Genomic DNA, 19,011 nt, shown 5'->3' on the forward strand with positions numbered 1-19,011 from the left:
AGATGTGTATAAGAGACAGGCTCTGCCCCGCCACCCCAACCGCGAGGGCGAAGCCGAGCCGGAGACGAAGCCGGTCTGCCGCTACCGCTGACCCGAGCGGCACACATCCGCCTGGGCCGGGTAGCGCTCCACGCACCATGCCACCCATTTGCGCATGCTCTGCTTGCGCTGGCTGGGGAGCAGGTGGCCATTCTGGGGGCCCATGGTGAAACCGGTCAGTTCCGTCAGCACGGCTTCGAGGCCGTCATGCACGTACCAGGGTTTGTACTGGCGTTCCGCACGTCCGCCCGAGCGGTGTATCCAGATCGACTGTTCCGGCAGACGGCGATCGTCGCCGAGGTGCGCGATGATGTAAGGGACGCCGGCCCTGCCGAGTCGCAACAACTGGTTGAAGGCACGATCTTCGCTCGCCGCGTCTTTCGTCGTGTCGTCGACGAGGCGGGCGACACGAGGCGCGAGGTCTTCCGCCGGCCCAGGCCCGGCATCTTCCGCCGAGGCGATGGACGTGGCGACGAGTAGAACCAGCGCGAGTGCGAAGGGCTTCATGGCATCAGGCGTCGCCGCGGAAGAAAGGGTAGGGCGCCAGGAAGATCAGCCAGATCATCAGCACGATGCCGATGTACTTCACCACGCGGAACAGCTTCGGATTGGCCTTCTTGAACTTGCGCGTGCGCTCGCGGCCACGCTGGTTGAGCGCGAACATGCGATTGACGAAGCCCACCTGTTCCTTGCCGTCGTCGCTGTTGGGCGAGGCGGTGATCGAACCCATGAAGGCGCCGACGCGCTTGTTGATCGCGGTCATGAGGCCGCTCTTCAGCGGGCGCTCCACGTCGGCGAAGAGGATGACGCGGGTCTGGTCCGTGCGGTTCTCCGCCCAGTGCACATAGGTCTCGTCGAAGACCACGTCCTTGCCATCGCGCCATGCATGCATTTCGCCATCGACGAAGATGCGGCACTCGTCGGAGTTCGGTGTGATGAGGCCGAGGTGGTAGCGCAGCGAACCGGCGAACGGATCGCGGTGCGGGTTGAGCTTGCTGCCCGGCGGAAGCAGGGCGAACATCGCCGCCTTCACGCTCGGGATGGAATTCAGCAGTTTCACCGTTTCCGGGCACAGCGCCTCGGCGGAGGCGAGCGGTTCGCCATACCATTTCAGGTAGAAGCGCTTCCAGCCCTGCTTGAAGAAGGAATTGAAGGAAGCGTCGTTGTGCTTTTCCGCCGAGCGGATGAAGCCTTCGTCGAACAGGTGCATCGCTTCCTGGCGGATCGTCTGCCAGTTGGCCTGCAGCAGGTCGAGTTGGGGGAATCCGCGGCGATCGAGGATCGGTCGTGCGGGCACGGCGGAGAAGGCGTACATCAACAGGTTGTAAGGCGCGAAAATCGCCGAGTGATCCACCAGCTGACGGTCGAAGCGCAGGCGCGAGCGGCCGCGCAGGTGCACCAGCAGCACGCAGAGCGTGAACAGGATCAGCACGTACAGGACGATGAAGCGGGGCCCGAGGAAATTCATGGGTTGGACTCGAGGGGGACGGGCGATACATACGGCCCCAAAGGGCCCGTATCAACGCCGCTAGGATACTCCGGGCTCAGTGCCCGAGCACGTGGGCCGCGCCACCGCCCGGCCGCCAGGCCCGCTGGAAGGCCTTGTCCAGCCAGGCGACGGCGATACGCACGGCGGCATGCGGCGATTTGCCCTTGGCCAGCTCGGCGGCCACCGCGGAGGCCAGGGTGCAGCCACTGCCATGCCCTTCGAAAGGCAGGCGCGGATGGCGGACCTCGATCACGCCATCGGCATCGTAGTAACGATCGACGATCTCGCGTCCCTTGGCGTGGCCGCCCTTGAGCAATACGCCTCGTGCGCCCAGGGCAAGCAGGTCGGCGCCCGCTGCGTCGATGTCGCGGCCGAGCGGGCGTCCGAGCAGGGTTTCGGCTTCGGGCAGGTTGGGCGTGAGTACGTCGGCCAGCGGGATCAGCCGGCCGGTCAGCGCGTCGAGCGCGTCGTCATCGAGCAGCCGGGCGCCGCTGGTGGCCAGCATGACCGGATCGACGACGAGCCATGCCGGTTTGCGCCGGCGCATTTCCGTCGCCACGAGACGGGTCATCGCGGCGCTGCCGAGCATCCCGGTCTTGACCGCCGCGATGGGGAAGTCGTCGAAGACGGCGTCGATCTGGCTGCGGACGTGGGCGAGAGGAAGCGTGTGGACGGCGCTCACGCCACGCGTGTTCTGCGAGGTGACGGCGGTGATGGCGGTGAGGCCATGGGTGCCGCGTGCGCGGAAGGTTTTCAGGTCGGCCTGGATGCCGGCACCGCCGCCGGAATCCGAGCCGGCGATGGTGAGCGTGTTGGGGATGGGAGTGCGCATGGGTTGAGGATAGGGGCGCGGGCGGCATGCCCGCGCCCTTTAGGTGCGACCTACAACGCCTCGGAAGCGAAGTCGGCCAGTCTCGAGCGCTCGCCACGCTTCAGCGTGATGTGCCCCGAATGCGCCCACATCTTGAAACGATCCACGGCATAGGTGAGGCCGGACGTCGTCTCGGTGAGGTAGGGCGTGTCGATCTGCTCCACGTTACCCAGGCAGACGATCTTGGTTCCCGGGCCGGCGCGGGTGATCAGGGTCTTCATCTGCTTCGGCGTGAGGTTTTGCGCCTCGTCGATGATGAGATAGCGGCTGAGGAACGTACGCCCGCGCATGAAGTTCAAGGAACGGATCTTCACGCGGGAGGCGAGCAGGTCGTTCGTGGCCTGGCGGCCCCATGAGCCACCTTCCTCCGGATTGGCGAGCACTTCCAGGTTGTCCGTCAGCGCCCCCATCCACGGTGTCATCTTCTCTTCCTCCGTACCGGGCAGGAAGCCGATGTCCTCGCCGACCGATACCGTGGCGCGCGTCATGATGATCTCGCGGTAACGCTGCTGGTCCATCACCTGGGCGAGTCCCGCGGCGAGGGCGAGCAGCGTCTTGCCCGTGCCCGCGGTGCCGAGCAGGGTGACGAAGTCGACGTCCGGGTCCATCAGCAGGTTGAGCGCGAAGTTCTGCTCGCGATTGCGCGCGGCGATCCCCCATACGCCATGCGCGGCGTGGGTATGGTCGTCGAGCAACACGAGCCGGGCCTTGCGCGCATCCTCGTCGCCGGATAGTTCGAGCACGCGCAGCTCGACGTCGTTCTCGCCGGGCATGTACAGGCACTGGTTCGGATACCACAGCTCGTCGTCGCGGACACTCACCTCGTAGAAGGTGCGACCGCGCTCGTTCCACGAGCGCAGTTCCGGGTGACGCTCCCAGAAGTTCTCCGGCAGTTCGTCGGAGCCGGTGAAGAGCAGGGCGAAATCGTCGAGGGCGCGATCGTTCTCGTAATCCTCGGCGGTGATGCCGTAGATCGAGGCCTTGATGCGGAGATTGATGTCCTTGGTGACGAGGATCACCGGACGGTCGGGGTACTGGTCGCGAAGGTCGACGACCGAGGCGAGGATCTGGTTGTCGGCCTTGCCGTTGCCGTGGCTCGCGCGTTGCTGGAAGAACAGCCTTCCCACCGCGCCGCGCTTGAGCTTGATGCCTTGCGGATTGACCAGTTCCAGGCCGTCGCGAAGACCCTGGCCACCGCCGCCGCGCTCGATCAATTCGTTGAGGAAACGGCTTACCTGGCGGCCGTTGCGCGATACTTCGGAGCCACCTTTCTTCTTGTCGTCCAGTTCCTCCAGCACCGTCATCGGTATGAAGACATCGTGTTCCTCGAAGCGGAACAACGACGTCGGATCGTGCAGCAGCACGTTGGTGTCGAGGGCGTAGATGCGCTTGCTTCCGGTCATGCGGAAGTGACCTCATGCAGAGGTTGCGAGAACCGGCCGCACGGCGACGGCCGGGGGGAGGTGCCGCATGACGCGGTATTCGTCACGCGGTGGGAACACTCTCAAGCACGGCCTGTGCGTGGCCGGGAACCTTCACCCCGCGCCATTCCGTGTGGATCCTGCCGTCGGGATCGATGAGGAAGGTGCTGCGTACGACACCCATGTGGCGCTTGCCGTAGAGCACTTTCTCGTGGATGACGTCGAAGGCCTGGCACCAGGCTTCGTCGGCGTCGGAAACGAGCGGGAAGGGCAATTGATGCTTGGCGGCGAAATTCGCATGCGAGCGCACCGAATCGCGGGAGACACCGATCACTTCGGCATTCAGGGCCTGGAACCGGGCGTGGAGATCGCGGAAATCCTTCGCCTCGTTCGTGCAACCGGGCGTGTTGTCCTTCGGATAGAAGAACACCACCACCCACTGTCCCTTGAGCGAAGAGAGGGACAGCGTCGAACCATCGCCGAGCGTGCCTTCGAGTTTGGGGAGCTTCTTGCCCTTGGAGATCATGCGTACGTCTGCTGCTCCTTCCGGATCAGAATTTCACGGGGTCCATGATGGCGTCGAGGTTGAGGCCATCGCACAGTTCGAGGAAATCGTCGCGCAAGGCGGCGATGTGCGTTTCCGAGGGAATGCCGATCGTGATCTGCGCCTGGAACATCTCGGCGCCGGTCTGCATCGCCTGGTAACGCATGGATGAGAGTTGTTCCACGCTGATGTCGCGCCGCGAGAAGAATTCGATGATCTTCACGAGGATGCCTGGCCGGTCGGCGGCGATCACCTCGACCAGGTAGGGCAGCAGGTGGGCGGTGGGTTCGCGCGGCGTGGTGCGGTAGTGGACGATCGGCAGTTCCTCGTCCCGGGCCAGCTTGCCCAGCGAGGTCTCCAGCTTGGCCACGGCGTCCCAGGCGCCGCTGGCCAGGAGCATCACCGACGTGTCGTTGCCGATCGTGGAGACGCGGGCATCGGCGAGGTTGCAACCAGAGTCCGCTATCCGCTTGGCCAGGGCCAGGATCGGCGCGCGATGCGCCGGCGACAGCGTCGAGATGAGGAGCTGGTTGTCCGTGGTGGCGCTGCGTACTGCGGAACGATTCAAGGCGGGAACTACCTATGGCGCGTCCCGCGGGGCGCGGAACCAACGCTTTGGGGCCAGCTTACTTGGCCGCGTCGCACGCTAGCAAGACACGCGACGCCCATGGGCCGGAAAGTTGCCGAATGGACTCGCCGGAAACGCCCCGGTAACATGCGAATGGCTGATTAGACAACGGGTTTCACCTTGGACATCTCCGGAAGCATCACCGCGTTGGCGACGCCCTTCGCCGCGGACGGCTCCCTCGACCTGGACGCCTTCGGCCGGCTGCTCGACCAGCAGCTCGCCGGCGGCACCCAGGCGGTGGTCGTGGCCGGTTCCACGGGCGAATCGCATTTCCTCGAACACGACGAATACGAGCGCCTGCTCGCGTTCGCGGTGAAGCACGTGGACAAACGCGTTCCGGTCATCGCCGGCACCGGCGAAGCGGGCACGGCGAAGACCATCGCCACCACGCGGCGGGCCCGGGCGCTCGGCGCCGATGCCGCGCTGGTGGTGGCCCCCTTCTACGTGCGTCCCACACAGGAAGGCCTGCGCAGGCACTTCCTCGCGGTGGCCGACGAGGGTGGCCTGCCCGTGATCCTCTACAACGTGCCGCCGCGCACTGGTTGCGATATCGCCCCGGAAACCGTGGCCTTGCTGCGCGACCATCCCGGTATCGTCGGCATCAAGGAGGCGCGCGGCGATGCCGGGCGGATCCATGCACTCGCGGAACTTATCCGTGCCGATTTCGTCTACCTCAGCGGTGACGACGGCTCGGCTCACGAGGCGATGCTGGCGGGCGCCGCGGGAACGATCTCCGTCGTGGCCAATCTCGTGCCGGAAGCCTTCCGCGCGCTGTGCGATGCCGCCCGTTCGGGCGACACCGCGCGGACCGCGAGGGAAACCGCGCGGTTGGCCCCGCTGATCGACGCCTTGAACTGCGCGCCGAATCCGATCCCGGTGAAGGCCGGCCTGGCCGCCCTGGGGCTCGGTTCTGCCGCCCCGAGGCTGCCGCTGGTCGAACTGGAATCCGGTCCGGCATTGGCGAAGCTGCGCGAAACGCTCGCCGCTCTGGCACCATTGGCGTCTGCCGCCTGAAGCAACCTTCTCAACGGAACCCTAAGTTCATGAAGAAAACCTCGTACGCGCTGGTCGTCCCGGCACTGCTCCTGTCCGTCCTGGTCGTCTCCGGTTGCGGCGCGTTCCGCTCCACGAAGGATTGGGAAAGGGCCCAGCAGGAAGCCCCGCTGGAAATCCCGCCGGGTCTCGATACGCCGTCCACCAGCGCCGCCCTGGTCATTCCCGATGTTGGCTCGGGCGCTGCCGGTGCCGCCGCGGACCAGGGTGCCGCGCCGGTCTCGGACGGCTTCATCCTCACCGACGATCCGGATGCCGCCTATCGCCGCATCGGTGAACTGATCAGCGTGGGTGACCTCGGCACTGTCCTTTCGCACGACGACACGGCGCGCTCGTACCAGATCGCCGCGAGCCGTGGTAAGCCGGAAAGCCGCCCGGGCCTGTTCCGCCGCATGTTCGGCGGCGGCAAGAGCGCCGACCAGGATGCCAAGGACGCGCCGGCCTCGGCCAAGGGCGCCAACCGTATCGTCGTGCTGGCGGTCACCCCGAGCGGCACCGGCAGCGAAGTCCGCGCGCAGGGCGACGCCGATGGCGTCCGTCGCGTGATCGATGCATTGAAGTCGCGGATGGGTAGCAAGTAAGCCTTTCGGCTCTCCTGCGTGAACGCTGCCTTCGGGCGGCGTTTTTTTTAGCAAGAAAAGCGCTCGGTGAAAGCCGAGTCTCCGGTGGAATCCGCCCCCGTGGGAGCCACCCCTGTCGGCGATGGATGCTTGCCTCAACCGGCCCGCTGCCGCGGGATCGCCGACAGGGTCGGCTCCCACCAGGGCACATGCCTCCCACCGGGATGCTGTTGGCCTGGAATTACGCTTCGGGATTCATCATCCTGCCGCACTGGAGCAGGCCATTCCGTAAACGGGCGGGGGCTCAGCGCTGGAGTTGTTCCAGCTTGCCGGGCTTGTTCTCCCAGTCTTTCGCATCGGGGAGGCCGTCCTTGCGCTCGGTGATCACCGGCCACTCCTTCGATAGCTCGGCGTTGAGCGCCACGAAGCCCTCTTGCCCCGCCGGGACGTCGTCCTCGGGATAGATGGCGTTGATCGGGCATTCCGGCTCGCAGAGGGTGCAGTCGATGCACTCGTCCGGATTGATCACGAGGAAGTTCGGGCCTTCGTGGAAGGCGTCGACGGGACAAACCTCGACGCAGTCCGTGTACTTGCACTTGATGCAGTTGTCGGTGACGACAAAGGTCATGCGAACAGTTCGGCGCCGGAAGGAAAGTGGCGCTCCCTACGAGGTTCGAACTCGTGTTCCCGCCTTGAGAGGGCGGTGTCCTGGACCACTAGACGAAGGGAGCGGGTCGTACCGGGGGTACGAAGCGCGCTAGTATATCCAAATTACGGCGTCCGGCAACGACTTTATGGCCGCTCGTCGAACTGGGTCGAATTCGTTACATTGGGCCCATTCATCCCGACACCGGCCGCCGGTGGGGGCAGCTACTTGAACGGGCGCCGGAGCGCTCGCCAGGACTTCGATCGCTTGAATTCTGAAACCAGGAGTGACGTTTCGCCGGTACTGCGCATCATTCCGCGCGACCAGCACTCCATTTCCCGCAAGAACATCAGCAAGGCCGCGCTGCGCGTGCTGTATCGCCTGCACGACGCCGGTTTTGCCGCGTACCTCGTCGGCGGCGCCGTCCGCGACCTGCTGCTGGGCGGGCACCCGAAGGACTTCGACGTCGCCACCAACGCCACGCCGGAGGAGGTGAAGGGGCTGTTCCGCAACTGCCGCCTGATCGGCCGACGCTTCCGGCTGGCCCACGTGGTGTTCGGGCCGGAGATCATCGAGGTGGCGACCTTCCGCGGCACGGGCGAAGAGGGCGGCGAAGGCGACCGCCACATCGTCGATGGACGGATCGTTCGCGACAATATCTGGGGATCGATCGAGGAAGACGCGGTCCGCCGCGATTTCCGGGTCAACGCCCTTTACTACGATATCGCCGATTTCAGCGTGCGTGACTACGTCGGTGGCATGCGCGACCTCGAAGACCGCTCGATGCGCCTCATCGGCGATCCGGAGCAACGCTATCGCGAGGACCCCGTTCGCATGCTGCGTGCGGCGCGGCTGGCCGCCAAGCTCGATTTCAACATCGATCCCGCGGCGTCGGCGCCGTTCGCGACCTTGGGCAATCTTTTGGGCGAAGCCGCCCCGGCGCGGCTGTTCGACGAGTCGTTGAAACTGTTCCTCGCCGGGCACGGCTTGAAGAGCTTCAAGATGCTCGAGGCCTGCGGCTTGTTGAAGTTCCTGTTTCCGGCCACGGCGCGCGCCCTGGAACGTGGCGACCACGCGCTTCGCGCGCTCGTGGAACAGGGCCTCGCCAACACCGATGCGCGCATCGCCGAGGGCAAGTCGGTCACTCCCGCCTTCCTGTACGCGGTGCTGCTGTGGGGCGAGGTGCGCGACCAGGCCAATGGCTGGATCGCCCAGGGCTACGACGCCAACGAGGCATGGCAGCGCGCCGCCGTGCATGTCGTCGGCGAACAGTGCCAGCGCGTGGCGATCCCACGCCGCTTCACCTTCACGATGGAGGAGATCTGGGCGTTGCAGCCGCGCTTCGAACAGATCCACCGCAAGCGCGTGTTCCGCCTGATGTCGCATCCACGGTTCCGCGCCGCTTTCGATTTCCTGCTGCTGCGCGCGCACGAGTCGGCGGGCATGCGTGAACTCGGCGAGTGGTGGGCCCACGCCCAGCAGTTGCCGCCGGAAATGCTTGCGGCCGCCCTGGGCGGCGGTGGCGTTCCGTCCCATGAGGCGACGGCCGCCTCCACGGCACCCGCCCGCAAGCGTCGCCGCAGGCGCAAGCCGGTGGGACGCGGTAAAGGCGATTCGGGCGGGGCGTGAGCGTTCGCGCTTCGATCGGCCTTGGCGGCAATCTCGGCGATGTCCGGCAGCGGCTCGAAGCGGCCATCGCGCGGCTCGCCAGCGAGCCAGGCCTCGCGCTTGCCGGCCGCTCCCGGTTCTACCGGACGCCGCCGTGGGGGCCGGTCCCCCAGGCCGATTTCGTCAACGCGGCCATCGCGGTGGATACCACGTTGTCGCCGCACGCCTTGCTGGATGTCCTGCTGGAGACCGAGCGGGCGTTCGGCCGCGTGCGCGACGGTGAGCGCTGGGGCCCGCGGACGCTGGATCTCGACCTGCTTCTCTACGCGGACCGGGTGCTCGACGACGACCGGCTGAGCCTGCCGCATCCACGGATCGCCGAGCGCGCTTTCGTCCTTTTGCCGCTGGCCGACCTCGACCCCGGGCAGGTCGTGCCCGGACATGGACGCGTGGCGGACCTGCTCCGGGCGGTGGACACGAAGGATTGCGTCGCGCTTCCCTAGGTTCCGGCGCGGAGGGTACTATCGATGATGCCAGGACAGGCATCCCGTGGAGCGTTTATGGACGAACGTGACGGCAAGACGATCTTCGTGCAGATCCCTGCGTACAGGGACCCCGAATTGATCCCCACCCTCATCGACATGATCGACCGGGCTCGTCGTCCCGGCCGCCTGCATGTGACCGTCTGTTGGCAGCACGAGGAGGGCGAGCGTAGCGACGTGTTCGCGGAAGCGGGCTTCCTCGTTCGGACCAGCGTGTTCGAAGGCCGCCTGCGGCACCGGTTGAGCCGCGGTGGAACCGTGGTCGACGTACTCGACTATTCGATGGACGAGTCGCGCGGTTGCGGTTGGGCACGGGCGATGGCGCAGCGGGGCTTCGACGGCGAGGACTACACCTTGCAACTGGATTCCCACCACCGTTTCGCCCGGCATTGGGACAGCGAGCTCATCGACCTGCTGGAGAGCGTTCGTTCCAGGCGGCGCCCGCATCCCGTCCTGGTGGCCCATCCGCCAGCCTACGTGCCGGGTGAGCCCGTCGCCGAAGCATGCGACGAGGGTTACCAGATCGACTTCCTGGGCTTCGGCGGACTCGGCGTGATACGTACGATATCGACCCTCATCGATTCCCCGGCGGGAAAAAAGGGACCCGTTCCGGCGCGCTTTTTCAGTGGCGGCTTCGCTTTCACCGATGGCAGCTTCGTGCGCGATGTCCCCGCCGACCCCGACCATTATTTCAATACCGAGGAGATCACGCTGGCGGTCCGGGCGTATACGCATGGCTACGACTTGTTCCACCCGCACCGGCACGTGGTGTGGCATTACTACGAACGGGCCGATGCGCCCAAGGTATGGAACGACCAGTACATGGCGTTGAAGCGGGGCGAGACCGCGCTGGATGGGGCGGCCCTGGGCAGGCGCTCGATGAAGGCGGCCGAAGCCGCTTTCGGCATGCACGGGATGCCGGCCACGTCGCCCCCGGCCTGGCTGGGTGGGCGGCGCAGCCTCGCGGACTACGAACGCTATGCCGGTATTTCCTTTGCGCTGTGCAAGGCCACCCCGGAGGCCCTGGCGGGGGTGGAACCCTCGGAGGCGGATCTGCACCTCGACGAGACGGCATGGCGGGCGCGTCTGCTCCCCGCGCCCATGATTCCTTGAGATACCGCTCACGTAGGCGGACAATTCCGCTTTCACCCAACAAGGCGACAAGAGCGTGTACGTGGAAAAAACGAGCGCACCGGCACGCAAGCCGGTGACCGTGCCGGGCCTCAAGACGATGAAAGCCGAAGGCCGGAAGATCGTGATGCTCACCGCCTACGACGCGAGTTTCGCCGCGCAACTGGAATCCGCCGGGGTCGACGTGGCCCTGGTCGGCGATTCGCTGGGCATGGTGGTGCAGGGCCGGTCGAGTACCTTGCCCGTCACGGTCGACGAGATGGTCTATCACACCGCGGCGGTCGCACGCGGCCTGTCGTCGACCCTGCTGGTCGCCGACCTGCCGTTCATGAGCGACCGCGACCTTCCCTCGGCGATGGAGGCCTCGACCCGGCTCGTCGCGCAGGGCGGCGCGGCCATGGTCAAGATCGAGGGCGCCGGACGCATCTGCGAGGTGATCGCCGCGCTGGCCGAGCGTGACATTCCGGTGTGCGCGCACCTTGGCCTCACCCCGCAGTCGGTGAACAAGTTCGGCGGCTACAAGGTCCAGGGCAAGACGCAGGATGCCGCCGACAAGCTGCTGGCCGATGCGAAGGCCGTGGAGGCCGCGGGTGCCGACCTGCTCGTGCTCGAGTGCGTGCCGGCCGCCTTGGCGGCGCGGATCACCGCAGGGCTTTCGATTCCCACCATCGGGATCGGCGCGGGCGTGGATTGCGACGGCCAGGTGCTGGTGGTGTACGACATGCTCGGCCTCACGCCGGGCAAGCGGCCCCGCTTTTCAAAGGATTTCCTCGCGGGACGCGATTCCATTCAGGGCGCCATCGGCGCCTACGTCGAGGATGTGCGCGAGAAGCGTTTCCCCGGCGTCGAGCACAGCTTCACCTGAGGACTCCACCATGCAGACCGTCACCGATGCGGCGGCCATCCGCGCCGCGATCCGCGGCTGGCGCGCCGCCGGCCAGAACGTCGGCTTCGTGCCGACCATGGGCAACCTGCACGCGGGCCACCATTCGCTGCTGAAGCTCGCCCGCGCGCGCGCCGACCGGGTAGTCGCCAGCGTTTTCGTGAATCCGACCCAGTTCGGCCCCGGCGAGGACTTCGAACGCTACCCGCGCACCCTGGCCCAGGACCAGGCGGGGTTGGCGGAAGCCGGCTGCGACATCCTCTTCGCCCCGGAGGTGGCCACCATGTATCCCTTCGGTCCCGCGGCGAGCGTCAGCATCCACGTCCCGGTCATCACCGATACCCTGGAAGGCGCCCACCGCCCGGGCCACTTCGATGGCGTGGCGACCGTGGTGGCCAAGCTGTTCAGCCTGGTCCAGCCGGACATCGCGGTGTTCGGCCAGAAGGATTTCCAGCAGCTGAAAGTCATCGAGCGGATGGTCGCCGACCTTTCGCTCTCGGTGAAGGTGATGTCCGCGCCGACCCTGCGCGACGACGACGGGCTGGCCATGAGTTCACGCAACCAGTACCTGTCCCCCCAGGAACGTGCGAGGGCGCCGCAGATCCATGCCACGCTCGTGCAGATGCGTGAACTCTTCCGCCAGGGGCATGCCTGGCAGGCGCTGGAGCAGGCGGCGAAGGCGCGCCTGGAGCGGGCGGGCTTCGTACCCGACTACGTGGCCATCCGCCGCGCCGAGGACCTGGCCGAACCCGGTCCCGACGAGCGGGAGGGCCTGGTGGCGCTGGTCGCCGCCAGGCTCGGCGCCACCCGCCTGATCGACAACCTGCCTTTCGACTGAATCCTTTCACAAACGGGGACTTGCGTTTCCGCGCCCACTCCCCCATAAAGCGCACCGACAGAGGAAGCCCTTACGACGGACGGGCAACCCTCCGTTACAATGGGCGTTTTTGTAATCGACGAACCCCAGAGACCGCCATGCACCTCAACATGCTCAAGTGCAAGATCCACCGGGCCACGGTGACTCACGCAGAGCTGAACTACGAAGGTTCCATCGCCATCGATGGCAACCTGCTCGATGCCGCGGGCATCCGTGAGTACGAGCAGATCCATGCGTGGAACATCAACAACGGTGAGCGCTTCGTCACCTACGCGCTGCGGGCGGAAGAGGGCTCGGGCATCATCTCGGTGAACGGAAGCGCGGCGCGCCGCGTTTCGACGGGCGACCTGGTGATCATCGCCGCCTTCGTCGGACTGTCCGAAGCGGAAATGGCCAAGTACCAGCCGGACCTCGTCTACGTCGATGCGAACAATCGCATCACGCATACGAACCACTCGATTCCCAAGCAGGCCGCCTGAGGCCAGCCTGCCATCGCCGACAGGGTCGGCTCCCACCAGGTCACGACGTTCCTGCTGGTCGCGGTAGCCCCTGTGGGAGCCGCCTGTGCCGGCGATGCTCTTTGCCCCTGGTGGGAGCCGACCCTGTCGGCGATGCTCTCCCACCCGTCGCCGCCCCACCGCGCAACATCCATACAATCCACTTACGCTGCACTGCGGTAACATCGCCGCTTCCCCCCTCCGTTGCAGCCAAGTGGAAGCCATGGAATCAAAGCACGCACCGTTGCCCTCGTTCGAGGAGCACGCCTCCCGTCTCGCCAAGACCACCCTCCGCGATCTCGTCCAGGACGAAGCCCGCGGTGAGCGCCTGCGCCGTCGCATGGGCCCGATCCTCCTCGACGTGTCGCGGCAGAAGCTCGACATCGCCGCGCTCGACGCCGTAGGCGAATACATCGAGAGCACCGGCTGGAAAGCCGCCCGCGACGCCATGTTCGCCGGCAAGCACATCAATACCTCCGAGGACCGCGCGGTCCTGCACACCGCCCTGCGCGGTGGTGCATCGCGCCATCCGGCGGCACCGGCCGCGGTCCGCAAGGACGTCGCCGACGCGCTCGACAAGATGGAGCTCCTCGTCAATGCCGTGCACAAGGGCGAGGGTGAATCGGTCGGCCTGATCGGCCGCGTCACCGATGTGGTGAACATCGGCATCGGCGGGTCGGACCTGGGTCCGCGGCTGGCCGTGCACGCGCTGGAGCAGTTCCACGTCAAGGGCATCACCAGCCACTTCCTCACCAACGTGGACGGCCAGGCCGCGTACGACCTGATGAAGAAGCTCGATCCCGCGCACACGCTGGTGATCCTCGTTTCCAAGAGCTTCAACACGCAGGAAACGCTGCTGAACGGCGGTGTCTTCCGCAACTGGATACTGAAGGCCAACGGCGGTGACGAGGCGAAGACCTCGAAGCATTTCATCGCCGTGAGTTCCAACGACGAGGCCGTGCACAAGTGGGGCGCCTCGCAGGTGCTGCCCATGTGGGACTACGTCGGCGGTCGTTTCTCGCTGTGGTCCGCCGTGGGCGCCTCGATCGCATTCGCCATCGGCATGAAGGGCTTCCGCGAATTGCTCGCCGGTGCCGCCGAGGCCGACGATCATTTCCTCACGGCGGAGTGGAAGGACAACCTTCCGGTCCTGCTGGCCATCGCCGAATTCTGGAACCGCAACATCCTCGGCCGCAGTAGCCGCGCGGTGGTTCCGTACGTCGACTCGCTGGCCGACCTGCCGTCGTACCTCCAGCAGCTGGAGATGGAAAGCCTCGGCAAGCACGTGCATCCGGACGACGGCAGCGAAGTGCGCGAGTCGACCGTGCCAGTCGTCTGGGGCAGCATCGGCACGAATGCGCAACATGCGTATTTCCAGGCCTTGCACCAGGGCACGGACACGGTGCCACTGGAGTTCATCGGCCTGGTGAAGCCGGCGCATCCGCTGCGCGAGAACCACGACGTGCTGCTGTCCAACCTGCTTGCGCAGGCGGCCGCGCTGTCGCTGGGCAAGACCTTCGAGGAGGCCCTGGCGGAAGCGAAAACCGGAACCGAGGAAGAGCGCCGTGCGCTGGCCGCGCAGCGTACGTTCAAGGGCGACCGCCCGAGCACCGTGTTCATGCTCGATTCGCTCACCCCGCACTCGCTGGGTGCGCTGATCGCGCTGTACGAGCACAAGGTGTTCCTGCTGGGCCACCTGTGGGGCATCAACGCGTTCGACCAGTGGGGCGTGGAACTGGGCAAGGTGATCGCCAAGCAGATCTATCCGTCGCTGAGCAACGATAAGGACGCTGGCGACCTGAACCAGTTCGACGGCGCCACGCGTGCGTTGATTTCCGCGATCCGCAGCCGCCGCTAAGACAAGGAGCGTCGCCGACAAGGTCGGCTCCCGCCAGAGCCTGGCAGGGCCGGCTTCCACCAGAACCGTAGAGGTCGCTGTCGGGTTTCGCCCGGCCGTGCTTGGTGGGAGCCGACCCTGTCGGCGATGGGTGTTTGCCGTAATCTGGCCCGCTGCCGCGGGATCGCCGACAAGGTCGGCTCCCACCAGACTTCGGACTTCGGACTTCGGACTTCGGACCTCAGACCTCGAGCGTCGCCAGGTCGCCCTTGTCTTCCAGCCACTGTTTGCGATCGCCCGCACGCTTCTTGGCCAGCAGCATGTCCATCAGCTTCTGCGTGCCGTCATCGGTCTCGACCGTGAGCTGCACGAGGCGGCGCGTGTCGGGATGGATGGTGGATTCACGCAGCTGCGCGGGATTCATCTCGCCCAGGCCCTTGAAGCGCGTGACGCTGACGGCGCCCTTCATCTTTTCGCGCTCGACCTTTTCCAGCATCAGGCGCTTCTCTTCCTCGTCGAGGCAATAGAACACCTGCTTGCCCACGTCGACGCGAAACAGTGGCGGCATGGCGACGAACACGTGGCCTTCGCGGACCAGCGAGGGAAAGTGACGAAGGAACAGCGCCGAGAGCAGGGTGGCGATGTGCAGGCCGTCGGAGTCGGCATCGGCGAGGATCACCACCTTGCCGTAGCGCAGGCCGGAGAGGTCGTCCTTGCCGGGATCGCAACCGATCGCCACGGCGAGGTCGTGCACTTCCTGCGAAGCCAGCACCGCGCCCGACTCGACTTCCCAGGTATTGAGGATCTTGCCGCGCAGCGGAAGGATCGCCTGGAAATCCTTGTCGCGCGCCTGCTTGGCCGAGCCTCCCGCCGAGTCTCCCTCGACGAGGAAGAGTTCGGTACGGGTGAGGTCGGTGGCCGCGCAGTCGGCCAGCTTGCCGGGCAGGGCGGGACCCTGGGTGATCTTCTTGCGCACCACTTGCTTGGCCGCCTTGAGGCGCGCGCTGGCCCGTTCGATGGCGAGCTGGGCGATCTTCTCGCCGGTGTCGACGTGCTGGTTGAGCCAGAGGCTGAAAGCGTCGTGCACCACGCCTTCCACGATGGCGGCCGCGCTGCGCGAGGAAAGGCGCTCCTTGGTCTGGCCGGCGAACTGCGCGTCCTGCAACTTCACGCTGAGGACGAAGGCCAGCCGCTCCCATACGTCTTCCGGCGCCAGCTTCACGCCACGCGGCAGCAGGTTGCGCAGGTCGCAGAATTCGCGAATGGCATTGGTGAGGCCCGAGCGCAGGCCATTCACGTGGGTGCCGCCCTGGGCGGTGGGGATCAGGTTGACGTAGCTTTCCTGGACCAGCTCGCCTTCCGGCAGCCAGGCAAGGGCGACGTCGAGCGCATCGGTTTCGCGGGAGAAATGCTTCACGAACAACTCGGCCGGCAAGGCCTCGGCGCCCTGGAGTTCGCCGCGCAGGTAATCCGGCAGGCCATCCTCGAAGTACCACTCCGTGGTTTCGCCCGAGGATTCGTCGAGCAGGCGCACGGTAAGCCCCGCGCAAAGCACGGCCTTGGCGCGAAGCAGGTGCTTCAGTTTCGAGACGAGGATGCGCGGAGTATCGAAATACTTCGGATCGGGCCAGAAGCGCAGCGTGGTGCCGGTCTTCTTCTTCGGGACGCTGCCGATCACCTCGAGGTCGCTCGCACGATCGCCGTTGGCGAAGCTCATCCGGTATTCCTGGGCATCGCGGCGGATGGTGACGTCAACGCGCGTGGACAGCGCGTTGACCACCGAGACGCCCACGCCGTGCAGGCCGCCGGAGAAGGCGTAGTTCTTGTTGGAGAACTTGCCGCCGGCATGCAGGCGCGTGAGGATCAGCTCGACGCCCGGGACCTTCTCTTCCGGATGGATGTCCACCGGCATGCCGCGGCCATCGTCGGTGACCTCGACCGACCCGTCGTTGAAGACGGTGACCTCGATGGTCTTCGCATGACCCGCGAGCGCCTCGTCGACGGAGTTGTCGATGACTTCCTGGGCGAGGTGGTTCGGTCGCGAGGTGTCCGTGTACATGCCGGGGCGGCGCTTGACGGGGTCAAGACCGCTGAGGACTTCGATGTCTGAGGCGTTGTAGCGAGTATTCATGGTCTTCGCGGGTGTGACGTAGCCGGGCAGGATGGGGTCAGGTCCCCAGGATGGTCAAGCCTGAAGAGTGCCTGTGTCAGCCCGTGAGATTGGCGATCAGCCATTCCCGGTGCGGTGCATCCGATGGCGAACCCGGGTGGGACTAGCGGACCCTTCGGTACGCCACCCTTGTGGGAGCCGACTCTGTCGGCGATCCCGCGGCAGCGGGCAAGGTCGGGGCAAGCACCCGTCGCCGACAGAGTCGGCTCCCACAAGGGGCTGCTCGGCGCCGGGCCAGGCCGGGCGGGGCGTGCTAGAGCGGTGCGCAGTGCCACTCCAGCCATTGGCGGTCGGCACCATCGAGCAGCGGGGACAGCGCGGCGCGGACGGTGGCGTGGTAATCGTCCAGCCACGCGCGTTCCGAAGGCTCCAGCAGGCGCGGCTCCAGGCCTCGGCGGTCGAAGGGGCACAGCGTCAGCGTCTCGAAGGCGAGGAACTCGCCGAATTCCGTCGAGTCGGCCTGGGTCACCACGGCGAGGTTCTCGTGGCGGATGCCGTGGCGGCCCGGCTTGTAGAGGCCGGGCTCGATCGAGGTGATCATCCCGGTTTCGAGCGGCACCAGCGCGCCGCCTGCGACGGGCGGACGGATGCCGTGCGGACCTTCATGGACGTTGAGGAAGTAGCCCACGCCATGGCCGGTGCCATGGCCGAAATCCATGCCGGCGGCCCAGAGTGGCGCACGGGCGAGGGCGTCCAGCTGCGGTCCGCTCGCCCCCTTGGGGAATCGCGCGCGCGACAGCGCGATCATGCCCTTCAGTACGAGGGTCGAGTCTCGGCGCTGTTCGTCGGTGACCGGACCCAGCGCGAGCACCCGCGTGATATCGGTGGTGCCCCCGAGGTATTGGCCGCCGGAATCGACCAGCAGCAGCCCCTTGGCGGCGAGGGGACTGAACGACGCTTCCGTGGCGCGGTAATGCGGCAGGGCGCCGTTGGCCTGGTAGCCGGCGATGGTGGAGAAGCTCTCGCCCACGAAACCGGCCTGGGCCTCGCGCGCCGCGCGCACGATCGTGTCCACGTCCAGTTCCGTCAGCGCCTGGCCGGCGGCGAGCGCCGCCTCGATGTGCCGGAACGCACGGGCCAGCGCGGCACCGTCGCGGCGCATCACGTCGCGGATATGGTCCAGTTCCTCCGCGGTCTTGCGCGCCTTCTGCGCGGTCGACGGATGCGGCGCGCGCACGTGCTTCACGCTCGCGGGCAGGCCTTCCAACACGGAAACAACGACGCGACCGGCGTCGTACATCAGCACCGCGTCGTCCGGCAGCGCGGCGATCGCCGAGGCAACGGTGCCGTAGTCGGCCAGGGCGATGCCATCGGCGGCCAGCGCGACCTTCAGTCCGGCCGGCACCTTGGCGGCGTCGATGAAAAGCGTCGCCCGCGCTTCCTCGATCAGGAGGTGGGCCAGGAAGACGGGGTTGTATTCGACGTCGGCGCCGCGAAGGTTCATCAGCCAGGCGATGTCATCGAGGCTGGAAAGCAGGTGATGCGTGGCCCCGGCCCGGCGCATCGCCGTGCGTACGTGGCGCAGCTTGTCGGCGCGCTCGACCGTGGCGAACGGGGCCGCGTGGGCGTAGACGGGGGCCTCGGGCCGTGGCGGCCGGTCGCTCCAGATGGCGGCGGGCAGGTCCAGGTCGGTGCGCAGGCGGGCGCCGACGGTTTCCAGGCGCCTCGACAGGCTTTCGGCACCGGCGACGGACACGCTGTCGCCGGCCACGGCGACGACATCGCCGGCGCCGAGTCGTTCCGCCAGCCAGGCCACGTGTTCCGGCGTGTGCGCGACGTTCAGTTTCATCAGGGGCAGGCTGCTACCTGCCAGTTCGCTTTCGGCCTGGGCGAAGTAACGGGAGTCGGTCCACAGCCCGCCGCCGGTGGCGGTGACCACCAGGGTGCCGGCCGATCCGGTGAAACCGGACAGCCATTGGCGAGCCTGCCAGCGCGACGGCAGGTACTCGGACAGGTGGGGGTCGGCCGTGGGAACGACGATGGCGGCGACGCCTTCGCGGGCCATGGCGGCGCGAAGAGCCTGGAGGCGGGCGGGAATCGGGGAGGCATTCATCCGCACATGGTATCGGGAGAAGCGCCGGTAGGAAGCGTGGGCGAGAAGCGGGGGTGGGGGGGGGGGGGGGGGGGGGGGGGGGGGGGGGGGGGGGGGGGGGGGGGGGGGGGGGGGGGGGGGGGGGGGGGGGGGGGGGGGGGGGGGGGGGGGGGGGGGGGGGCG

The 19,011-nt window shown here is 66.8% G+C and carries 18 protein-coding genes and 1 tRNA gene; 9 read left to right on the forward strand and 10 right to left on the reverse strand.

Going from position 1 to position 19,011, the window contains the following annotated elements:
* Positions 1-81: 81 nt before the first annotated feature.
* The 6 genes from ACR9ZJ_RS14190 to ACR9ZJ_RS14215 form a co-directional block, all read right to left on the reverse strand.
* Positions 82-546 (reverse strand): hypothetical protein, encoded by a 465-nt coding sequence (locus ACR9ZJ_RS14190; protein WP_481280877.1) that lies wholly within the window; start codon positions 544-546, stop codon positions 82-84.
* A 4-nt stretch (positions 547-550) separates the two neighbouring features.
* Positions 551-1,507 carry an aspartyl/asparaginyl beta-hydroxylase domain-containing protein gene (locus ACR9ZJ_RS14195; RefSeq protein WP_481280876.1) on the reverse strand — a complete coding sequence of 319 codons (957 nt, stop codon included), beginning with the start codon at positions 1,505-1,507 and terminating at the stop codon, positions 551-553.
* A gap of 76 nt (positions 1,508-1,583) precedes the next feature.
* Complete coding sequence (gene thiD / locus ACR9ZJ_RS14200; RefSeq protein ID WP_481288106.1) at positions 1,584-2,360, reverse strand: bifunctional hydroxymethylpyrimidine kinase/phosphomethylpyrimidine kinase; 777 nt, start codon at positions 2,358-2,360, stop codon at positions 1,584-1,586.
* Between the two features lie 50 nt (positions 2,361-2,410).
* A complete protein-coding gene (locus ACR9ZJ_RS14205) occupies positions 2,411-3,802 on the reverse strand; it encodes a PhoH family protein (protein ID WP_481280874.1) in 1,392 nt (463 codons plus the stop codon).
* 82 nt (positions 3,803-3,884) lie between these two features.
* Positions 3,885-4,346 (reverse strand): peroxiredoxin, encoded by a 462-nt coding sequence (locus ACR9ZJ_RS14210; RefSeq protein ID WP_481280873.1) that lies wholly within the window; start codon positions 4,344-4,346, stop codon positions 3,885-3,887.
* 25 nt (positions 4,347-4,371) lie between these two features.
* A complete protein-coding gene (locus tag ACR9ZJ_RS14215) occupies positions 4,372-4,932 on the reverse strand; it encodes a glycine cleavage system transcriptional repressor (RefSeq protein ID WP_306847788.1) in 561 nt (186 codons plus the stop codon).
* 180 nt (positions 4,933-5,112) lie between these two features.
* On the opposite strand from ACR9ZJ_RS14215, the gene dapA reads away from it, so the two are divergent.
* Both dapA and ACR9ZJ_RS14225 read left to right on the forward strand, forming a co-directional pair.
* Positions 5,113-6,006 carry a 4-hydroxy-tetrahydrodipicolinate synthase gene (gene dapA / locus ACR9ZJ_RS14220; protein WP_481280872.1) on the forward strand — a complete coding sequence of 298 codons (894 nt, stop codon included), beginning with the start codon at positions 5,113-5,115 and terminating at the stop codon, positions 6,004-6,006.
* 29 nt (positions 6,007-6,035) lie between these two features.
* On the forward strand, positions 6,036-6,626 hold the full coding sequence (locus ACR9ZJ_RS14225; protein WP_481288107.1) for a hypothetical protein: 591 nt from the start codon (positions 6,036-6,038) through the stop codon (positions 6,624-6,626).
* A 283-nt stretch (positions 6,627-6,909) separates the two neighbouring features.
* Here ACR9ZJ_RS14225 and fdxA read toward each other — a convergent pair whose 3' ends face one another.
* Positions 6,910-7,233, reverse strand: a complete 324-nt coding sequence (fdxA, locus tag ACR9ZJ_RS14230) for a ferredoxin FdxA (protein WP_481280870.1) — start codon at positions 7,231-7,233, stop codon at positions 6,910-6,912.
* 27 nt (positions 7,234-7,260) lie between these two features.
* Positions 7,261-7,336 (reverse strand) — tRNA-Glu (locus ACR9ZJ_RS14235).
* A 182-nt stretch (positions 7,337-7,518) separates the two neighbouring features.
* Between ACR9ZJ_RS14235 and pcnB the strand changes: the two genes are divergently transcribed.
* The 7 genes from pcnB (at position 7,519) to pgi (ending at position 14,647) form a co-directional block, all read left to right on the forward strand.
* On the forward strand, positions 7,519-8,880 hold the full coding sequence (gene pcnB / locus ACR9ZJ_RS14240; protein ID WP_481280869.1) for a polynucleotide adenylyltransferase PcnB: 1,362 nt from the start codon (positions 7,519-7,521) through the stop codon (positions 8,878-8,880).
* Positions 8,877-9,362, forward strand: coding sequence for a 2-amino-4-hydroxy-6-hydroxymethyldihydropteridine diphosphokinase (folK, locus tag ACR9ZJ_RS14245; RefSeq protein WP_481280868.1), 486 nt, complete (start codon positions 8,877-8,879; stop codon positions 9,360-9,362). The genes pcnB and folK overlap by 4 nt, the downstream gene beginning before the upstream one ends.
* A gap of 57 nt (positions 9,363-9,419) precedes the next feature.
* Positions 9,420-10,514: a GlcNAc-transferase family protein gene (locus ACR9ZJ_RS14250; RefSeq protein ID WP_481288108.1), complete on the forward strand. Its 1,095-nt coding sequence runs from the start codon at positions 9,420-9,422 to the stop codon at positions 10,512-10,514.
* Positions 10,515-10,569: 55 nt separating this feature from the next.
* A complete protein-coding gene (gene panB / locus ACR9ZJ_RS14255) occupies positions 10,570-11,397 on the forward strand; it encodes a 3-methyl-2-oxobutanoate hydroxymethyltransferase (RefSeq protein ID WP_481280866.1) in 828 nt (275 codons plus the stop codon).
* Positions 11,398-11,407: 10 nt separating this feature from the next.
* Positions 11,408-12,253: a pantoate--beta-alanine ligase gene (panC, locus tag ACR9ZJ_RS14260; RefSeq protein WP_481280865.1), complete on the forward strand. Its 846-nt coding sequence runs from the start codon at positions 11,408-11,410 to the stop codon at positions 12,251-12,253.
* 137 nt (positions 12,254-12,390) lie between these two features.
* Positions 12,391-12,771: an aspartate 1-decarboxylase gene (panD, locus tag ACR9ZJ_RS14265; protein WP_426287366.1), complete on the forward strand. Its 381-nt coding sequence runs from the start codon at positions 12,391-12,393 to the stop codon at positions 12,769-12,771.
* 241 nt (positions 12,772-13,012) lie between these two features.
* Positions 13,013-14,647 (forward strand): glucose-6-phosphate isomerase, encoded by a 1,635-nt coding sequence (gene pgi, locus ACR9ZJ_RS14270; protein WP_481280864.1) that lies wholly within the window; start codon positions 13,013-13,015, stop codon positions 14,645-14,647.
* Between the two features lie 220 nt (positions 14,648-14,867).
* On the opposite strand, the gene parE is transcribed toward pgi, so the two are convergent.
* Both parE and ACR9ZJ_RS14280 read right to left on the reverse strand, forming a co-directional pair.
* A complete protein-coding gene (gene parE, locus ACR9ZJ_RS14275; RefSeq protein WP_481280863.1) occupies positions 14,868-16,757 on the reverse strand; it encodes a DNA topoisomerase IV subunit B in 1,890 nt (629 codons plus the stop codon).
* Between the two features lie 292 nt (positions 16,758-17,049).
* On the reverse strand, positions 17,050-18,849 hold the full coding sequence (locus ACR9ZJ_RS14280) for an aminopeptidase P family protein (protein WP_481288109.1): 1,800 nt from the start codon (positions 18,847-18,849) through the stop codon (positions 17,050-17,052).
* Positions 18,850-19,011 lie beyond the last annotated feature (162 nt).

It is taken from the genome of Luteibacter sp. KNZ12-1A (assembly GCF_056755675.1).